This is a genomic window from Streptomyces sp. NPDC017940, from assembly GCF_044328435.1.
GTDB lineage: Bacteria > Actinomycetota > Actinomycetes > Streptomycetales > Streptomycetaceae > Streptomyces.
Window position 1 is genome coordinate 900,745 of the sequence record NZ_JBIRHJ010000003.1, and the last position, 15,791, is coordinate 916,535.

A 15,791-nucleotide genomic window follows, 5' to 3' on the forward strand; every position below is an offset into this window, starting at 1 on the left:
AAAGTGAAGCCGTGGGGGGCGGGTACGGGTCTGTGGAGCTACGTCCGCGTCGGAAGGTTCAGGCCTGGAACACGCGCATCGCCGCCGGGAAGATGAGGAACACCAGGAACCCCGCGCACAGCAACAGCTGTGCCACCAGCATCGACTGCGACTTCTCGCCCGCGCTGCCCTCGATCTCGGCGAGCTCGCGGTGGCGCATCGTCTCCGCGCGGGACGCGAGCGACTCGCGTACCTTCGCGCCGTCGTCCGCGACGAGCGCCAGGGACGCGGAGAGGTCCTTGAGCTCCTCGACGCCGAGGGCCTCGCCGAGCGCGCCGAGCGCCTGCCACTGGCTGATGCCGGTGATCCTGGCGTCCGCGAGGGCGTTGCGGATCCGCTGTGTCGCCCAGCCGTCGGAGACCTCGGCGGCCGCCATCAGGGCCTCGGGCAGACCGCGGCCGCCCGCGAGGCTCATGGAGACCAGGTCCAGATAGGCGCCGATGACGCGGCGCAGGTCCCGCCGCTTGTCCTGGGCGTCCCGCCGCACCTCGAGGTCCGGCAGGAAGAAGAAGAGCACCCCGAACATCAGGGCGAGCCACACCGGGATGACGGGGCTGCGGCCGAAGTTGAGGGTGTGGATGACGACGAAGAGGAACGGGCCGAAGAAGACGCCGACGGCCGCGAGCAGCACCTTCGTGGCGAGGAACTTCTCCCAGCTCCGGTCGAGCACTGCCAGGTCGGCGCGGAGCGGGCGCAGCTCCCAGCCCTGCTGGAGGTAGAACTCGGCGACCCGCGCGCCCACCCGGGACCGCACCGCGCCGAGCCGCCCCGTGTCCGCGGTGTCGGTGGTGCGGTGCGCGGACTCGTACGCCGCCCCGCGGGCCCGCAGGGCGTCGATGCGGGCGACCGTGGCGACCGCGCTGCGCCTGGTCGGCATCAGTGCCCGTACGAGGGCGAAGACGCCGAGGCCCAGCGTGGCGCCGATGACGATCGGCAGGGTCAGGTTCATCGGTGTACCCCTTCGGTGGCGCCCTGCACCGCGGCGCCGCCCGGACCCCGGGGGCGTACGAACTGGACCCCGGGCTCGTCGCGTACGAGGAAACGGTCCGGCGTCTCGACCGTGGACAGCTTGCGCAGCCACCAGAAGCCGAGCGCGAACAGGGCGCACACACAGGCGAGCACGAGCTGCCCGACGGGCGTGCTGTACGGCGAGACGAACTCGCGGTTGAAGATGGCGAGGCCGAGCACGAAGGCGATGGAGACGGCGACCACGATCTGCACCGAGCGCCGGGTCGAGGCGCGCTGTGCCATGACGCGCTGGCGCATGTCGACCTCTTCGCGCGCCGACTTGGCGAGCGCGCCGAGGACCTGGCGCAGCCCCGGCCCGCGCAGCTTGGCGTTGAGGATCAGCGCGGCGACGATGATGTCGGCGGAGGCGTCGTCGATCTCGTCGGCGAGCACCTGGAGGGCCTCGGGCAGCGGCGTACGGGCCCGCAGCCGGTCGACGAGGGCGTCGAGGTGCGGCCGCAGGACGGGGGCCGCGGCGCGCGCGGATGCCGGGATGGCCTGTTCCAGGCCGACGGCGCCCGCGATGGTGTCGCGCAGCGACTCGGTCCAGGCGGCGAGCGCCTCGACGCGCTTCATCTGGAGGCGCTCCTCGGCGGCGCCGCCGAAGAGCTTGTCCCAGAAGAAGACGAGGACGCCGGAGGCGAGGCCCGCCACCGCCCACCGCGTGAGGAGCAGGACGACCAGGCCGACGCCGATGGCGATCGAGCCGCGCCGGCCGACGAACCGGACGAGTTCGCTCATCCGCTCGCCGGCGCGCTGCTTCTCGTGGGCGGGCCGCACGGGAAGACCGCGCACCGCGACAGCGAGCAGTGCGAGCCCGCCGCCGACGGCGACACCGCAGGCGAGTGCGTAGAGCACGGGCAGCGAGAACAGGCCGCCCATGGAGTCCAGTGCGTTCATGTCGTGCTCACCCCCATGGTCCGGCGGGCCGGTAGCCGAAGGCGGCGAGGTCGTCCATGCAGGCGATCGGGGCGTGCGCGACGACGCTGCCGTCCGGCGCCTCGGCGAACACCTCGCTGGACAGGACGCGGCCGTCCACGCCGTTGACCTCGCGGACGGAGGTCACTCTGCGCTGGAGCCTGCCGCCCGACTGGTAGTCGTTGCGCCGCTGGATGAAGACGACGAAGTTCACCGCGCCCGCGACCAGCATCTGGCTGGCCTCGATGGGCAGCCGTTCGGCGGCCTGGAGCGCGTAGGTCGAGATCCTGTTGAAGACCTCGCTGGAGCTGTTGGCGTGGATCGTGGACAGCGAGCCGTCGTTGCCCTGCGACATCGCGTTCAGCATGGTCACGATCTCGTCGCCGAGCACCTCGCCGACGATGACGCGGGAGGGGTTCATGCGCAGGGAGCGGCGCACCAGTTCCGCCATGGAGATGGCGCCCTGCCCCTCGGAGTTGGGCAGCCGCTCCTCGAACGCCACCACGTTGGGGTGCAGGTCGGCGAAGGTGTCGAGGCCCAGTTCCAGGGCGCGCTCGACGGTGATGAGGCGTTCGTGCGGCGGGATCTCGTTGGCGAGTGCCCGAAGGAGCGTGGTCTTTCCCGCGTTGGTGGCGCCCGCGATCATGATGTTCTTGCGGGCGCGTACGGCGCAGGCGAGGAAGTGGGCGACGTCCGGGGTGAGGGTGCCGTTGCCGACCAGGTCGGACATGAACACCTTGCCCATGCGCGCGCGGCGGATGGACAGGGCGGGCCGCCGGGCCACGTCCATCACGGCGGAGAGCCGGGAGCCGTCCGGCAGGCGCAGGTCGAGCTGGGGGTTGGCGGAGTCGAAGGGCCGGGACGACAGGCCGGAGTAGGCGCCGAGGATCTGGATGAGCTCGATCAGCTCCTCGTCGGTCTCGGCGACCGGCTCGGCCTTGGCCTCCCGTCCGTCGGCGTAGCCCACGAAGACCTGGTCGCAGCCGTTGATGTCGATGTTCTCGACCTCGGGGTCGTCCAGGAGCGGCTGGAGGCGGCCGACGCCGAAGAGCGCGGCGTGCACGGCGGCCGCGTACTGCTCCTCGGTCTCGGCGTCCAGCGGGGTGCGCCCGGAGTTGATCTCCGTACGGGCGTACTCCTCCAGGATCTGGGCGATGACGGCGCGGGCGTACTGCCGTTCGTCCTCGCTGGTCATCGGCGTGACACCGGAGACCTGGTCGAGGCGGCGCTGTTCGGCGATGCGGTCACCGGCGTCCTGCCGGAACCGCTTCACCAGCTGGTGGTCGACGGCGCTCATCGCCCGGCCCCCGCCGTCGGGCTCGCCCAGGCCGCGCCGTACTGCTGGTACAGGTCGGCGGTGACCTTGCGGGCGGAGCGGATGAGCATCGACTTGTCGAGGCGTCCGCGCTTGCGGCCCGCGAGCTGGTCGGCGCCCGTCGGGTCGTCGGCGAGCGTGCCGACGACGCGGGCTCCGGTCCGCGCGGCCATGAGCATCTCGTCGACCTGGTGGACCAGCTTGCCGGAGTTCGCCGGGTCGGCGATCAGGACGACGCCGACGAGCGGTGTGGCGAGCGCGGCGGCACCGCGCGGCCCGCCGTGCAGCCTGGTCGCGAGTGCCGCGGCGCGGTCCCGTACCCGGGCGATGGCCTCGGGCTCCGTACGCGAGAGCAGCAGGACGAGGGCCGCGTGCGGGAACAGTTCCACGGCGGGGCTCTCCCCCGCTATCCGGCCGCAGTCGGCTATGACGTCGGCCGGCGCGTGCGGCGACTCGGCGAGTTGGGCGAAGGCCCGGCCGAGCGTGGGCCAGATCCCGGCGAGGCCGGCGGCCTGCTCGGACATGCCGAGGCCGACGAGCACCTCGAGGCCGCCGGACAGCGGCTGGGTGTGGTCCCACAGTTGGTCCGGTACGAGGCCGCGGCGCGCGGTCGCGGCGATGGACAGCATGCCGGTGTTCGGGTTGAGCGGGCCGCCGTGCGCGGCGGCGCTGCGGTAGACGAGGTCGCCGCCCGCGGCGTCGGTCTCCGCGACGAGCACGCGCCGGGGCCACACCGCGGCGAGCGCGACGGCGGCGGTGGTGACGCCGGGGGAGCCTTTGTCGGCGGCGAGAGCGATGAGGGCCATGTCTCCTCTGCTCGCCTCTAGTCGCCGTTGCCGGGAACGACCGCCACGGCGACCTCGCCGAGCGACGCCGCGCTGGTGACAGCGGCGACGTCGGCACTGTCGACGAGCACGGTGATGCTCAGGTTGCCGGTGCTGATGGTGGCGTCCGACTTGCTGTTCACCAGGCCTACGCGGGCGTCCGCGACCAGCGGGGTCCGCCCGGACGAGCTGCCGCCACTGCCGCCCCTGTCGTTGCCGGAGCCGGAGGAGCCGTTGGCGGCGACGCGGTAGAGGGCGACCGTGTCGCCCTGCTTCAGCGTGGAGGGGTACTGGCCCTCCTTCAGGGCGAGGCCCACGGAGGCCTTGCCGGTGGGCAGGCCGCCCTTGTCGTCGAACATCTCGCCGACGATGACCGTGCCCGGGTAGAGGCTGCTCTTGGCCTTGAGCTTCTTCAGCGCGCCGAACTGTGATTCCTTGATGTAGTGCAGGCCGGAGTCCTCGTTGACCATGACCGTGCCGACCTTGTCACGCGTGACCGACTCACCGGCCGAGATCTTCTCCTCGACCTTCAGGACCTCGATGCGGTCCCCCGCGCGCAGCACAAGCACGGTGGCGCCGAGCGCCCCGACCAGGATGAGCAGCACGGCAAGCGCCGCCAGCGCGGGTTTGCGCTCGCGAGGTGCTGAGGGAAGGCGTTCACCGACCCCGGCCTGAGCCGGCACGGCGGAACGGTTGCCGCCCACCCCCGTACGCTCTTGGATCTTCACGCAACTGCTCCCCGTACGACCATGAAAAATCCGTCATTTGAGACACTTCGCGTCCGCCTCGGCCGGGGTTCCATCGGCCCGTCAGCCCCAGGCGCGGTGTCAAGCCATCGCACCGTATCAGCAGCACATAAGGCCCTCAAGGCACGTTATGGAACGCGAAGCGCAGGTGCTTCCTCGTTACTCACGCGCAAGACGTGACCCTTGGTTCCCACGTCACCGAGAACAGCCACTCCCACCCATGCATGTGCACTAGCGAACCAACTGCCATTGCGTACGCGGTGCCACACGGCGACTTCACGCCAACCGCTCCCTCCGACCCCTTCCGCGCCACGCCCCCGTACGAAGATCCATCGGACATCAGGACGACGTCAGACGGGGCGCGAGCGGTTCCCGTGACGGCGGTGATGCCACGGGGCCGGCGAGGGGGGAGGGGCCCGTGCGGGGCGAGGTGCACCGGGGGAGCGCCACACCTTCGCAGGATCTCCGCACAAATTTGCGGCTTCACTCGGGCCCCGGGGCCCTGGAGTACGAGGGCACGACCGCCCCGCTCACCGATCCGCGACAAGGAGTGAACCAGCCGTGAAGCGTGGATGAACCCCCGTGCCAGGCACGTCGTCTGACAGCACGCCGGAAATCTCCCGCAAGACGAAAGAGAAATTCGACCCCCATGAGACTTTCCTTTCCCTACCGCCGCCCCCGCGCGGTGCGCGCCGTGCTCGCCGCCGCGACGGCCACCACGGCGCTCGCCCTCGTGGCCGCCAACGCCCCCGCCGCCAACGCCGTCATCGGCGGCACCGAAGTGCCCAACGACGCCTACCCGTTCACGGTGGCCGTCCTGGACAAGGGGCCCGGCAGCGTCAAGGACCGCCAGTTCTGCGGCGGCAGCCTGGTCGCGCCGGACACGGTGATGACGGCCGCGCACTGCCTGGTCGACGACCACCGCAAGCCGGTGAAGCCGAAGGCGGTCCAGACGGCCGTCGGCCGCACGGTCCTGTCCAGGGCGGGCCAGGGCCGGATACGCGACGTCGCCGAGGACGGCATCCTGGTCCACCCCCGCTACCTCCGGGGCAAGGACGCCTACGACCTCGCCTTCATCAAGCTCAGCAAGCCGGTGCGGGGCATCAGCGCCGTGCGGCTCCCCACCCGGGGCACCGACTCCCTGCTCCGCCCCGGCCAGAAGGCCACCGTCGTGGGCTGGGGCAACACGGACACCGAGCTGACGCACCAGCCGGACCGCATGCGCCAGGTGCGCGTGCCGATCCTGTCGCACGCCGAGTGCCGGACGAGCTACGCCGACTACGACGCGAAGGTCAACTTCTGCGCGGGCGTCGAGGGCAAGGACTCCTGCCAGGGCGACAGCGGCGGCCCCGTCTTCCGCGAGGTCCCCGGCCGTGAGGCGCCCATCCTGATCGGTGTGGTGTCGTACGGCGAGGGCTGTGGCGACCAGGGCGCGCCCGGCGTCTACACGTCCACCAGCTCGTCGAAGCTGTGGCAGACGCTGGGGGGTTCGGCGGAGGCGAAGCGGATCAAGCGGGCCCTGGCGCGCCGCTGACACGTCTGGACCCCGGCCCCCGGCGCGCGCGGGCCGCTCGCGCGCCGGGGGCCGTAGCCCACCGGCCCCGTCGCCCCGCTACTCCCCCGTCACCCCGTCGATCCGCTCCCGCAGCAGATCGGCGTGCCCGTTGTGGCGGGCGTACTCCTCGATCATGTGCGTGAGGATGTGCCGCAGGGAGTACGGCCTGCCGTCGTGGGACCCGGCGGCGTCCAGGGAGGCGGTGGCCGCGACGGTCGCCCGAGAGCGGTCGCACTCCGCCCGCCACACCCGGAACGCCTCCTCCACGTCGGCGTCGTCGACGTCCCACTGCGCGTCCGCCTCCCCCTTCGGCCCCGCCCAGTGCGGCTTGTCCGCCTCCCCGAGCAGCACGCACCGGAACCAGCCCCGCTCGACCTCGGCGAGGTGCCTGACCAGGCCGAGCAGGCTCAGCGACGAGGGCGGCACCGCCCACTGCCTGAGCTGCACCGGCGTCAGCCCCGCGCACTTGAGGGCGAGCGTCTCGCGCTGGAAGTCGAGGAAGGCAGTGAGCATGGTGCGCTCGTCGGCCTCACCCGGCGGCTCCCCCCGGGGATCCCTGTGGACGTCATCACTCGGCATCGGCATCGCCCCATGATGCCGACGGCACAGCCGCCCCACCAGTACGGGAACGCGCCTTCGTGCAGCATGCCCGCCCGGAGGCCCGCCACCGGGGCAGGGCGTCGTGGGCGCGTTCGAAGAGGTGACGGTCGAAGCCGAGCGCCGCAAGGGATTGTCCCCGGCGCCCCACGCGGTGATCGTGCGCCAAGTGGAGTCGAGGTTCAGCGTCAGGTCGACGAGCGCGGTCAGTTCGGGCTCGGCGAGGTCGCTCGCCCCGGCGCAGCTTGACCTTGCGGGCCATCTCCCACACCAGGGTCCCCGGCTCGATCGGCACGTACTCCGACTCCTCCTCCCCCGGCCACGCGTCGTGGGAGAACACGGCGTCCTGGGCCACGACCACCCCGTGGGCGAGGGAGCCGTGCTGCCCGGTCACCTCCGCCTGGACCAGCACCAGCGGACGCGCGAGCGCGGTCAGGAACTCCCGGAGCAGCGGAGACAGCTCGCCCTCGGGCCCCACCAGACCGATCTGCTGCAACTCGGCGAGCGAGTGGCGCAGTTCGGCGGGCGGGGTCTCCTTGTCCAGGAGGTGAGCGAAGACGGTGAGGTGGCGCGTGGAGCGGCCGTTCCCGCGGTGGGCGCCCGGCCCGCGCGCGGCCTCCGTCGCCGTCGGCTCCCGGCGTTACGACAACCGGTCCATGAACCGTCCCGGGGCGGAGAGCAACGCGCCGCGCAGGGACAGGTCCCGTGCGTACACCCCCTCGAACAGGATGGCGATGCTGATGTCGACCGAGTCCGCCGCGCCCTGGACGCTGCCCGAGATCACCTCCGGCTCCCGCCAGCTGGAGCGCTCCATCTCGACCGCGGCTCCCTCGCGCACCAGAGCGTGTTGCCGCTTGTCCTGCTTCTCCCCATAGGTGTACTCGCGCCCGACGGCCCAGATGCGAAGCGCCCGCTCTTCCTTGCCCGTCCTCCAGGAACTCCTGGAGAAGGCGGCGTCACGTCCGGCGACGCTCAACTTCCCGCGGGCGAGCCGCGGCCTCCCGGAGTAGGGCCAGCCGACGAAGGACGACGGTGGAATGCTGTCGCCCGTCACCAGCGCGCCGATGTGCGTCGTCCGATCCTGGACGGGTACGAGTTCCAGGGCCGGGAGCACGAGTTCCACGGTTCCGAGGCCACTCACCTCACCGCCCCAGAAGGAAATGCGCTCCCGCGGACTCGCATGTCCCGTGGAATGCCTGTGCCGAAGTTCGAACGATGATGCGCCCATGCCTGCCTGCTCGCCTTTCCCGTACCGCGGTCAGTCGAAGGGGTTCAGTCCGCTCACCAGTTTCTTGCCGCCCTCCTTGAGCTTGTCCACGCCCTCCCCGACCTTCTTGCCCGCCCAGCGCCCGGCGTCGGCGACCTTACCCGGGAACTCCTTGACCTTGTCCCAGTTGTCGATGACGGAGGAAACCCCGTACACGGCACCTGTGATCGCGGCCGCTCCGAGGGTCCACGGCGTGGGGGCGACCATCGCCGCGGTCAGGGAGGCGTTGAAGAGGGTGCCGGAGACGTCGGAGACGTACCCGGCCTTGTCCCGCTTGAAGGCGTCGACGGGATTTCCCTGCTGGACGACGTCGAACGCGCTAGCGGCCGTCGCCACCACACCGCCGCCGACACCGGCGACCCGCCAGAAGCCACCCGTACGCAGAGCGGTACCGGCACCGGTCGTGAAGGCGGCGAGCTTTCCGGCGCCGCCGGCCCGCTGGAGGCCGGCGGCGTTCTTCCCCACTTTGATGAGGTTGGCCTCCCAGGCCCACCGCTTGCCGTTCAGGATCGCGAGGCTGTTCTTCCCCGCGAGCGCGTCGAGAACGGGGGCGGGAATCCTCGCCCCGATCCTCGCCCCCATCCTGACGACGCTCTGCGGCGTGAACTTGGACGGCGACTGTCCGCGCAGAAGCTGTGAGAGCGTGGTGCCCGGCGCCTTGAGGAATTCCCCGTGCCTGAAATGCTTGATGAGTTTCATCGTGCCGAGGACGGACATCTTGAACACCTGCGGCATCGTCGAGGCCAGGGCCGTCAACTCGATGTAGTCGCTGACTACTTCGCCCGCGTTCTTGTTGTCCGTGACCTTGGCGACGGCCTCACCCTTGATCCTGGTCAGCCAGTCGTTGAGCGTCTCGCCGTCCTGCCTCTTCAGCCAGCCGGGGTCGAACTTGTCACCGTTGGCCACGGAGGCGTTCGCGATGAGCATCGTGTCGGGCGGCAGTTCCACGCCCTTCAACTGCTCGGGCGTGAAACCCGCGTACAGCGCTGCGGCCATCGGGTCGCCGTCGCCCGCCCTGATGATCGCGGCCCGCTTGCGCAGGTCGGGCGCCGTCTTCGTCACCCATGACGTCATCGGGCCGATGGGTGCGAGCTTGTCCCGCACGCCCAGGTTCGAGGCGCGTGTGAACGCCTCGTCCAGGCGGTCCTGGAGATTGCCCCTGCCGTCGATCAGCTTGGCGAGCTGCTCCAGGTCCGATGGCTTGGCGAGGCGCATGGAGTCGTCGGTCACTTGTCCCCCTGAGTCCGACTTCGGGTCCGGCCTGTCTGGATCGCGGTCGCCGGTGCGGCTTCCGCTCGGATAGACTGCCCGGCCCTGCCGGGCGGGCGTGGTGAGTGCCCGGTCCCGCTAGGCAGGCGTGGGCGCGTCGACGAGGAGCTGGTCCTGGTCGGGCAGGAGGTCCGTGATCCGCTGCCAGATCTCCTTGGCCGTGACGCGGCGCACCTTGAGTTCGCTGCTCACCTCGACCTGGCCCTCGTGGATCGGCTCCGCCGGGGCCTCCCGCACCCAGTAGCCCTCGATGCCGCAGTCCCAGACGGCGAGGCCGGCCAGGCCGAGACCGTCCGGATGCCCCTCGCCGCCGGGCCGGGCCACGGTCATCCGCCACATGCAGTTGAGCTGCGCCAAGATCTCCGTCAGACGGGCCGGGGCGTTCACGGCCTCGGTGATGGCAGCGGGCTCGTCGGCGCCATCGGACTCCATGCGTTCCACGATCGCGTCGAGGACACCCATCGTCGAGACGATCTCCTCGCCGATGTCCTCGGCGTCGGTGTCGTCCTGATGCAGGTCCACCATCCGGGACAGCTCGAAGACCAGCATCGCGGGGTGCACCGGGACGTACTCCGACTCCGGCTCCCCCGGCCACGCCTCGTGGGCGAAGACGAAGTCGTTACCGACGACCACGCCGCTGGTGGAGGTGCCCTGCGGCCCCGTCAGCTCGACGCGGGCGATGACGTGCGGTTCCAGCAGGGTGGAGACCAGGGGGAAGAGTTCGGACGCGATCTTGTCGTCGTCGTCGAGGATGCCCGCGGCCCGCAGTTCGGAGTGCGCACGCGCCAGCTCCTGCGGCACCTCCCCCTCCTCGACGAGCAGTCCGAGCACACTGATGTGCGCGTCCGACAGCCGCAGCCGTCGCCGGGTCGAATCCATGGCAGGCATCTACTACTCCCTTTACGGGTTCGCTGCCCGGTGATGGGCTCGCTGCTGTTATGGGGCGCGTCCGAGCTGTTATGGGGCGCCACCGACTGGTTGACGCTATCCACGGGGCCCGCAGTTCCGCCAATGGTGATATGCGGTCAAGTACCCCAAAGCAGGCAACTTGCCGGACCGTTCGGCGTGCGAATGCCGAACCGATACCGGCGCACCGGGCATTGCGGGAGCAATTGAATCGACGCCGGGGGGGAATTCCTTCTTCCGCCGTCCCGCACTTCGACACCCCCGAGGGCCCCTGAGTACCCTCGCTCCAGGACCGGCCACGAACGCGGGCGTCCCGGGGGCGGCCCCCGCCGCGCCCGGCGGGCCGGTATCGACAGTTCAACGGGGAGGTAGTCGAGGTGGCGGATCCAGAGCTCGCCGAGCAGACGAAAAGGGCTTCCCAGTTGCGGAGCCTCGCGGACCACATCGAGGATCTGCCGAAGGCCACGCGTGACTTCTCCACGACGCAGATGAAGTCCTGGGCCGGACCCCACGCCGACGATGTGCGGGGCGACCTGAAGAGCTGGAAGACCAAGTGCGAGAACGTCGCGGAGGCGCTGCGCGACGTCGCCCGCAGTTGCGACCAGGCGATCAGGGACGCGAAGAAGGACAAGAAGTAGGCGAGCGGGCCGCAAGGGCTCGGGGGCCCGGGGGCCCGGAGCCCGAGGGCCCCGGGGCCCGAAGGTCCCGTGAGCGCTGCGTCGAGGGCCTGCGTCAGGCCGTGCCCAAGGCCGGGACGAGGCCTGATCGAAGGCCGGGAGGAAGCATCAGCATGCAGGTCATGGTGACCGCCGTACGGGAGGGCGCCGCCCCGCAGGACGTCCTGCTGACCGTGGACGACGACGCGACGGTCGCCGACGCGGCGGCCTGTCTCACCGTCGCGGCCGACACGGGCAACGTGGTCACGGGACGCTTCCCCGCCTCCCTCGCCGTGCGGGGCGCCACCGCGGTGAAGGGCGCCACCGCCGCCCAGGGCGCCGACGCCGTGCGGGGCGCCACCGCCACCCAGGGCGCCGACGCCGTGCGGGGCGCCACCGCCGTCGAGGGCTCCGGTGGCGCCGCGGGCGCCCGGGCCGCGGGACTGTGGGTGGACGGGACCCGGTACGACGCCGCGGCCCCCGCGTCCTCGGCGCTCCGCGACGGCGCGCGCGTCACCGCCGACGACTCCATCGGGCCCTTCCTGCGCGCGGGCGAACCCGTCGGCCGCTTCGAACTGCGCGTGTGCGGCGGCCCGGACACCGGCCGCGTCACCCGCGTCCAGGCGGGCACCGCGAGCGTCGGCGCCGACGCCTCCTGCACGCTGCCCGTGGCCGACCCGACCGTCCCCGGCCTCGCCTTCCGGGTCGCCGTGGGCGTCGACGGCAGTGTCACGCTGCGCCCGCAGGACGGCGTGCCCCTGACCCTGGACGACGCACCCGTGACCGCCGACTGCCCCTGGCCCGAGGGCCTGCTGCTCGCGGTCGGCGACACCCGGGTGGTCCTGACCGGGACCGAGGCGCCCGACGCCCACCTCGCCCCCACCGACGACGGCGGCTACGCCTACAACCGCCCGCCCCGGTTCACCCCGCCGCCACGGCGCCCGCGGGTGACGGTGCCCGCGGAGCCCGTGAAGGGCGAGGGCCCGCGGCTCCAGCTCATCACCTCGTTCATACCGGCCCTCTTCGGCCTGAGCATGTACTTCATGACCCGGCAGGTCTACACGCTGCTCTTCTGCGCGATGAGCCCGCTGATGATGCTCGGGTACTGGTTCAGCGAGGCCCGCCACCAGCGCAAGAAGTACAAGCAGGACGTCAAGGAGTACAGGCGGGCCTGCGCCGCGTACGAGGCGCGGGTCACCGAGTTGGGCAAGGCCGACCAGAAGGCCCGCCGCGCCGCCCACCCCGACCCCGCCGAACTCCTGCTGTACGCGACCGGGCCGCGCCGGCGCCTGTGGGAGCGCAGGATCGTCGACCCCGACGTGCTCCAGCTGCGGGTGGGCCTCGCCGCGCTGCCCGCCGGGATCGAGCTGAGGGCTGCGAGCAGCAGCAGCTTCGACGAGCCGCCGGAGCCCCCCGTCGTCGCCGACGTCCCGGTCACCCTGGCCCTGCCCGAACTGGGCGTCATCGGTGTGGCGGGACCGCGCGACCTCGGCCTCGCCGTGTCCCGCTGGCTGCTCGCCCAGGCCACGGGGCTGCACAGCCCGCGTGACCTCTCCCTCGTCGTGCTCTCCGCCGCGGCCGACGCCAGGGCCGCCTGGGAGTGGGCGCACTGGCTGCCGCACACCGCGCCGCAGCAGGGCCAGGACTGCGTGTCCCTGGTCGGCTCGGAGCCCGAGGTCGTGGGCCGCCGCATCCAGGAGCTGCTCGCCGAGCTGGCGCGCAGGAAGGCCGCCGCGAACGACTTCGGGGCCGCGAACCGGCTGCGCCCGGACCCGTTCGTCCTCGTCCTGCTCGACGGCGCACGGCTGCTGCGGCGCATGCCGGGCGTACCGCAGCTGCTTCAGGAGGGGCCGCGGCACGGCATCCTCGCCGTGTGCGTCGACGAGGACGACCGGCTCCTGCCCGAGGAGTGCAAGGCCGCCGTCATCGGCCTGCACGAGCAGCCCCACCACGTACGCGTCAGCGGCGGCGGCCTCGAACACGTCGGGGACGTACTCGCCGACCAGGTGTCCGGCGGCTGGTGCGAGCTCCTCGCGCGCTCCCTCGCCCCGGTGCGCGACGTCAGCCAGGACGACGCCGACGCCGCCCTGCCGACGGCGGCCCGGCTGCTCTCGCTGCTCGGCATGCCGGACCCCACGGGCGCCGACGTCGCGGACATCTGGCGCCGTGGCGGTGCCACCACGGCCGCGCCCATCGGCGTCGCGGCCGACGGCCCCTTCGTCCTGGACATCCGCAGGGACGGGCCGCACGCCCTGGTCGCGGGCACCACCGGCGCGGGCAAGTCCGAGCTGCTCCAGACGATCATCGCCTCGCTGGCCCTCGCCAACCGCCCGGACGCCCTGAACTTCGTCCTCATCGACTACAAGGGCGGCAGCGCCTTCCAGGACTGCGCCCGACTGCCCCACACCGTGGGCATGGTCAGCGACCTCGACGCCCATCTGACGGAGCGCGCGCTCGCCTCGCTGGCCGCGGAGCTGAAGCGGCGCGAGGAGATCCTCTTCGACACGGGCACCAAGGACCTGGAGGACTACGACGACACCCGCAGGATCCGCCCCGACCTCGCACCGATGCCCCGGCTCGTCCTGATCATCGACGAGTTCGCCTCGCTGGTCGCCGAACTCCCCGACTTCATCGCGGGACTCGTCGACATCGCACGCCGCGGCCGGTCCCTCGGCGTCCACCTCGTCCTCGCCACCCAGCGGCCCGCCGGTGTCGTGAGCGCCGACATCCGCGCCAACACCAACCTGCGCATCGCGCTGCGCGTGACCGACGGCGGCGAGTCCTCCGACGTGATCGACGCGCCGGACGCCGGTGCCATCGCCAAGTCCACGCCCGGACGCGCCTACGTACGCTCCGGCGCCCAGTCGCTCGTGGCCGTGCAGTCGGCCCGCATCGGTGGCCGCAGGCCCAGCAACGACGCCGACCGGCCGAAGGCGACCGCGTTCCCCGTGGACTGGGCCGCGTTCGGCCGCCCCGCCCCGCGCGTCGCCGCGAACGACGACGACGGGACGCTGGTCACCGACCTGAGCGTCCTGGTCGGCGCCATCCGTGCGGGCGCCGCTCTCCTGGGCTTCGGTGAGCAGCACAGCCCTTGGCTCCCGCCGCTGCCGGACCTGCTGTGGCTCGGCGAGCTCCCCGACGTGACCGAGGAGCGGCCGCGCGCCGCCGACGAGGTGCCGCCCATCAGGATCGGCCTCACCGACCTGCCCGCGCAGCAGCGCCGGGCACCGCTCGCGCTCGACCTGGTGCACGGCGAGCACATCATGCTGGCAGGCGGCGCCCGCTCGGGCCGCTCCACCGCCCTGCGCAGCCTCGCCGGTTCCCTCGCGGCCACCGCCTCACCGGCCGACGTGCATCTGTACGGCATCGACTGCGGCGCGAACGCCCTGCTGCCGCTCGCCCAGCTGCCGCACTGCGGTGCCGTCGTCACGCGCGACCAGCCCGACCGCGTACGCAGACTGCTCGACCGGCTCTCCGGCGAGATCGCCCGGCGGCAGCAGTACCTGGCCATGGAGGGCCTCTCCAGCGCGGCGGAGCAGCGGGCCACGGCGGCGCCCGAGGACCGGATGCCGTGGATGGTGCTGCTCATCGACAACTGGGAGGGCTATGTCGCCGCCCTGGAGAACGTCGACTACGGCAAGCTCATCGACATGGCCACCAAGATCTTCCGGGAGGGCGCGGCGGTCGGCGTGAAGGTCGTGATGACCGCGGACCGCAGCGGCTTCAGCGGTCAGGTCTCGCCGTCCTTCGCGGACAAGCTGATCCTGCGCCTCACGGACGCCAACGAGTACTCCCTCGCGGGGCTCTCCGCCCGTGAGGTGCCCAAGGACATGCCGTCGGGCCGTGCCCTGCGCCTGACCGACCAGGGCGTCCAGGAGAGCCAGATCGCCCTGCTCGCCCCGGACCCCTCGGGCCAGGCGCAGGTGGCCGCCCTGCGGGAGATCGCGGCCGAGGCGCGGCGCGCGCACCCGGCGCCGCCGCGGGAGTGCCGCCCCCTGCGCGTCGACGAACTGCCCCTGCGGATCACCCTCGACCAGGCGCGCGCCCTGGACCCGGCGTTCGTGCCGCCGTCGCCGCTGTGGGCCCTGTTCTGCGTCGGCGGCGACGAGTTGGAGCCCATCGGCGTCGACCTGGAAGAGTCGGGTCCCGGCTTCGTGATCGCGGGTCCGCCCAGGTCGGGCCGGTCGACCGCCCTGCTCGTGGCGGCGAGGAGCCTCCTCGCGAACCGGGTGCCGACGATCCTGGTCACCCCCCGGCGTTCGCCGCTGCGATCCCTGGAGGAGGATCCCGGCGTGCTCGGCGTGCTCACCGCCGACAGCACGGAACGCGACCTGAAGGAACTCATCGAGCGTACGGACGGCACGTTCGCGGTGGTGGCCGACGACGCCGACATGCTCTACGACGGGCCCCTGGACCGGCCGTTGGAGGAGGTCGCGCAGAACGGCAGGGACGGCGGCATCGCGGTCGTCGTGGCCGGTGCCACGGACACGCTCAGCTCGCAGTACCGCGGGTTCGTGGTGGAGGCGCGGCGTTCGCGCCAGGGCATGATCCTGTCTCCGCAGAGCGCGTCGGACGGGGAGCTGTTCAACGTCCGGGTGCCGAGTGGGTCCGGCGGGGGTCCCGTCGGGCGCGGCATCCTGGTCCGCTCCGGCCTGATGGTGCCGGTGCAGGCCATCCTCGACTCCTGACCT

Annotated in this window: 13 protein-coding genes; 3 read left to right on the plus strand and 10 right to left on the minus strand. The window is 72.0% G+C overall.

Going from position 1 to position 15,791, the window contains the following annotated elements; translation table 11 throughout:
- Positions 1 to 58: 58 nt before the first annotated feature.
- From ACH4DX_RS14070 to ACH4DX_RS14090, 5 genes are read right to left on the minus strand one after another with little or no spacing between them, the layout of a single operon-like run.
- Positions 59 to 988 carry a type II secretion system F family protein gene (locus tag ACH4DX_RS14070; protein WP_398155188.1) on the minus strand — a complete coding sequence of 310 codons (930 nt, stop codon included), beginning with the start codon at positions 986 to 988 and terminating at the stop codon, positions 59 to 61.
- Complete coding sequence (locus ACH4DX_RS14075; protein WP_398122201.1) at positions 985 to 1,947, minus strand: type II secretion system F family protein; 963 nt, start codon at positions 1,945 to 1,947, stop codon at positions 985 to 987. The genes ACH4DX_RS14070 and ACH4DX_RS14075 overlap by 4 nt, the downstream gene beginning before the upstream one ends.
- 7 nt (positions 1,948 to 1,954) lie before the next feature.
- The gene (locus ACH4DX_RS14080) at positions 1,955 to 3,262 is read right to left on the minus strand and encodes a CpaF family protein (protein ID WP_398155189.1); all 1,308 of its coding nucleotides are present in this window, start codon (positions 3,260 to 3,262) and stop codon (positions 1,955 to 1,957) included.
- Positions 3,259 to 4,086 carry a hypothetical protein gene (locus ACH4DX_RS14085; protein ID WP_398155190.1) on the minus strand — a complete coding sequence of 276 codons (828 nt, stop codon included), beginning with the start codon at positions 4,084 to 4,086 and terminating at the stop codon, positions 3,259 to 3,261. The genes ACH4DX_RS14080 and ACH4DX_RS14085 overlap by 4 nt, the downstream gene beginning before the upstream one ends.
- 17 nt (positions 4,087 to 4,103) lie before the next feature.
- The gene (locus ACH4DX_RS14090; RefSeq protein WP_398155191.1) at positions 4,104 to 4,832 is read right to left on the minus strand and encodes a hypothetical protein; all 729 of its coding nucleotides are present in this window, start codon (positions 4,830 to 4,832) and stop codon (positions 4,104 to 4,106) included.
- 667 nt (positions 4,833 to 5,499) lie between these two features.
- On the opposite strand from ACH4DX_RS14090, the gene ACH4DX_RS14095 reads away from it, so the two are divergent.
- Complete coding sequence (locus tag ACH4DX_RS14095; RefSeq protein ID WP_398155192.1) at positions 5,500 to 6,384, plus strand: S1 family peptidase; 885 nt, start codon at positions 5,500 to 5,502, stop codon at positions 6,382 to 6,384.
- A gap of 78 nt (positions 6,385 to 6,462) precedes the next feature.
- Here the strand turns inward: ACH4DX_RS14095 and ACH4DX_RS14100 are convergent, their stop codons facing one another.
- The 5 genes from ACH4DX_RS14100 to ACH4DX_RS14120 form a co-directional block, all read right to left on the minus strand.
- Positions 6,463 to 6,984, minus strand: a complete 522-nt coding sequence (locus ACH4DX_RS14100; RefSeq protein WP_398122274.1) for a DinB family protein — start codon at positions 6,982 to 6,984, stop codon at positions 6,463 to 6,465.
- Complete coding sequence (locus ACH4DX_RS14105) at positions 6,974 to 7,498, minus strand: hypothetical protein (RefSeq protein ID WP_398155193.1); 525 nt, start codon at positions 7,496 to 7,498, stop codon at positions 6,974 to 6,976. The genes ACH4DX_RS14100 and ACH4DX_RS14105 overlap by 11 nt, the downstream gene beginning before the upstream one ends.
- Positions 7,499 to 7,642: 144 nt before the next feature.
- Complete coding sequence (locus tag ACH4DX_RS14110; RefSeq protein ID WP_398155194.1) at positions 7,643 to 8,125, minus strand: hypothetical protein; 483 nt, start codon at positions 8,123 to 8,125, stop codon at positions 7,643 to 7,645.
- Positions 8,126 to 8,260: 135 nt separating this feature from the next.
- Positions 8,261 to 9,499, minus strand: a complete 1,239-nt coding sequence (locus ACH4DX_RS14115) for a mucin-2 (RefSeq protein ID WP_398155195.1) — start codon at positions 9,497 to 9,499, stop codon at positions 8,261 to 8,263.
- Positions 9,500 to 9,616: 117 nt separating this feature from the next.
- Positions 9,617 to 10,426: a hypothetical protein gene (locus ACH4DX_RS14120; protein ID WP_398155196.1), complete on the minus strand. Its 810-nt coding sequence runs from the start codon at positions 10,424 to 10,426 to the stop codon at positions 9,617 to 9,619.
- A gap of 395 nt (positions 10,427 to 10,821) precedes the next feature.
- On the opposite strand from ACH4DX_RS14120, the gene ACH4DX_RS14125 reads away from it, so the two are divergent.
- Together ACH4DX_RS14125 and ACH4DX_RS14130 are read left to right on the plus strand one after the other, a co-directional pair.
- Positions 10,822 to 11,082 (plus strand): hypothetical protein, encoded by a 261-nt coding sequence (locus ACH4DX_RS14125; RefSeq protein ID WP_398155197.1) that lies wholly within the window; start codon positions 10,822 to 10,824, stop codon positions 11,080 to 11,082.
- Positions 11,083 to 11,234: 152 nt separating this feature from the next.
- Positions 11,235 to 15,788: an FtsK/SpoIIIE domain-containing protein gene (locus ACH4DX_RS14130; RefSeq protein WP_398155198.1), complete on the plus strand. Its 4,554-nt coding sequence runs from the start codon at positions 11,235 to 11,237 to the stop codon at positions 15,786 to 15,788.
- Positions 15,789 to 15,791 lie beyond the last annotated feature (3 nt).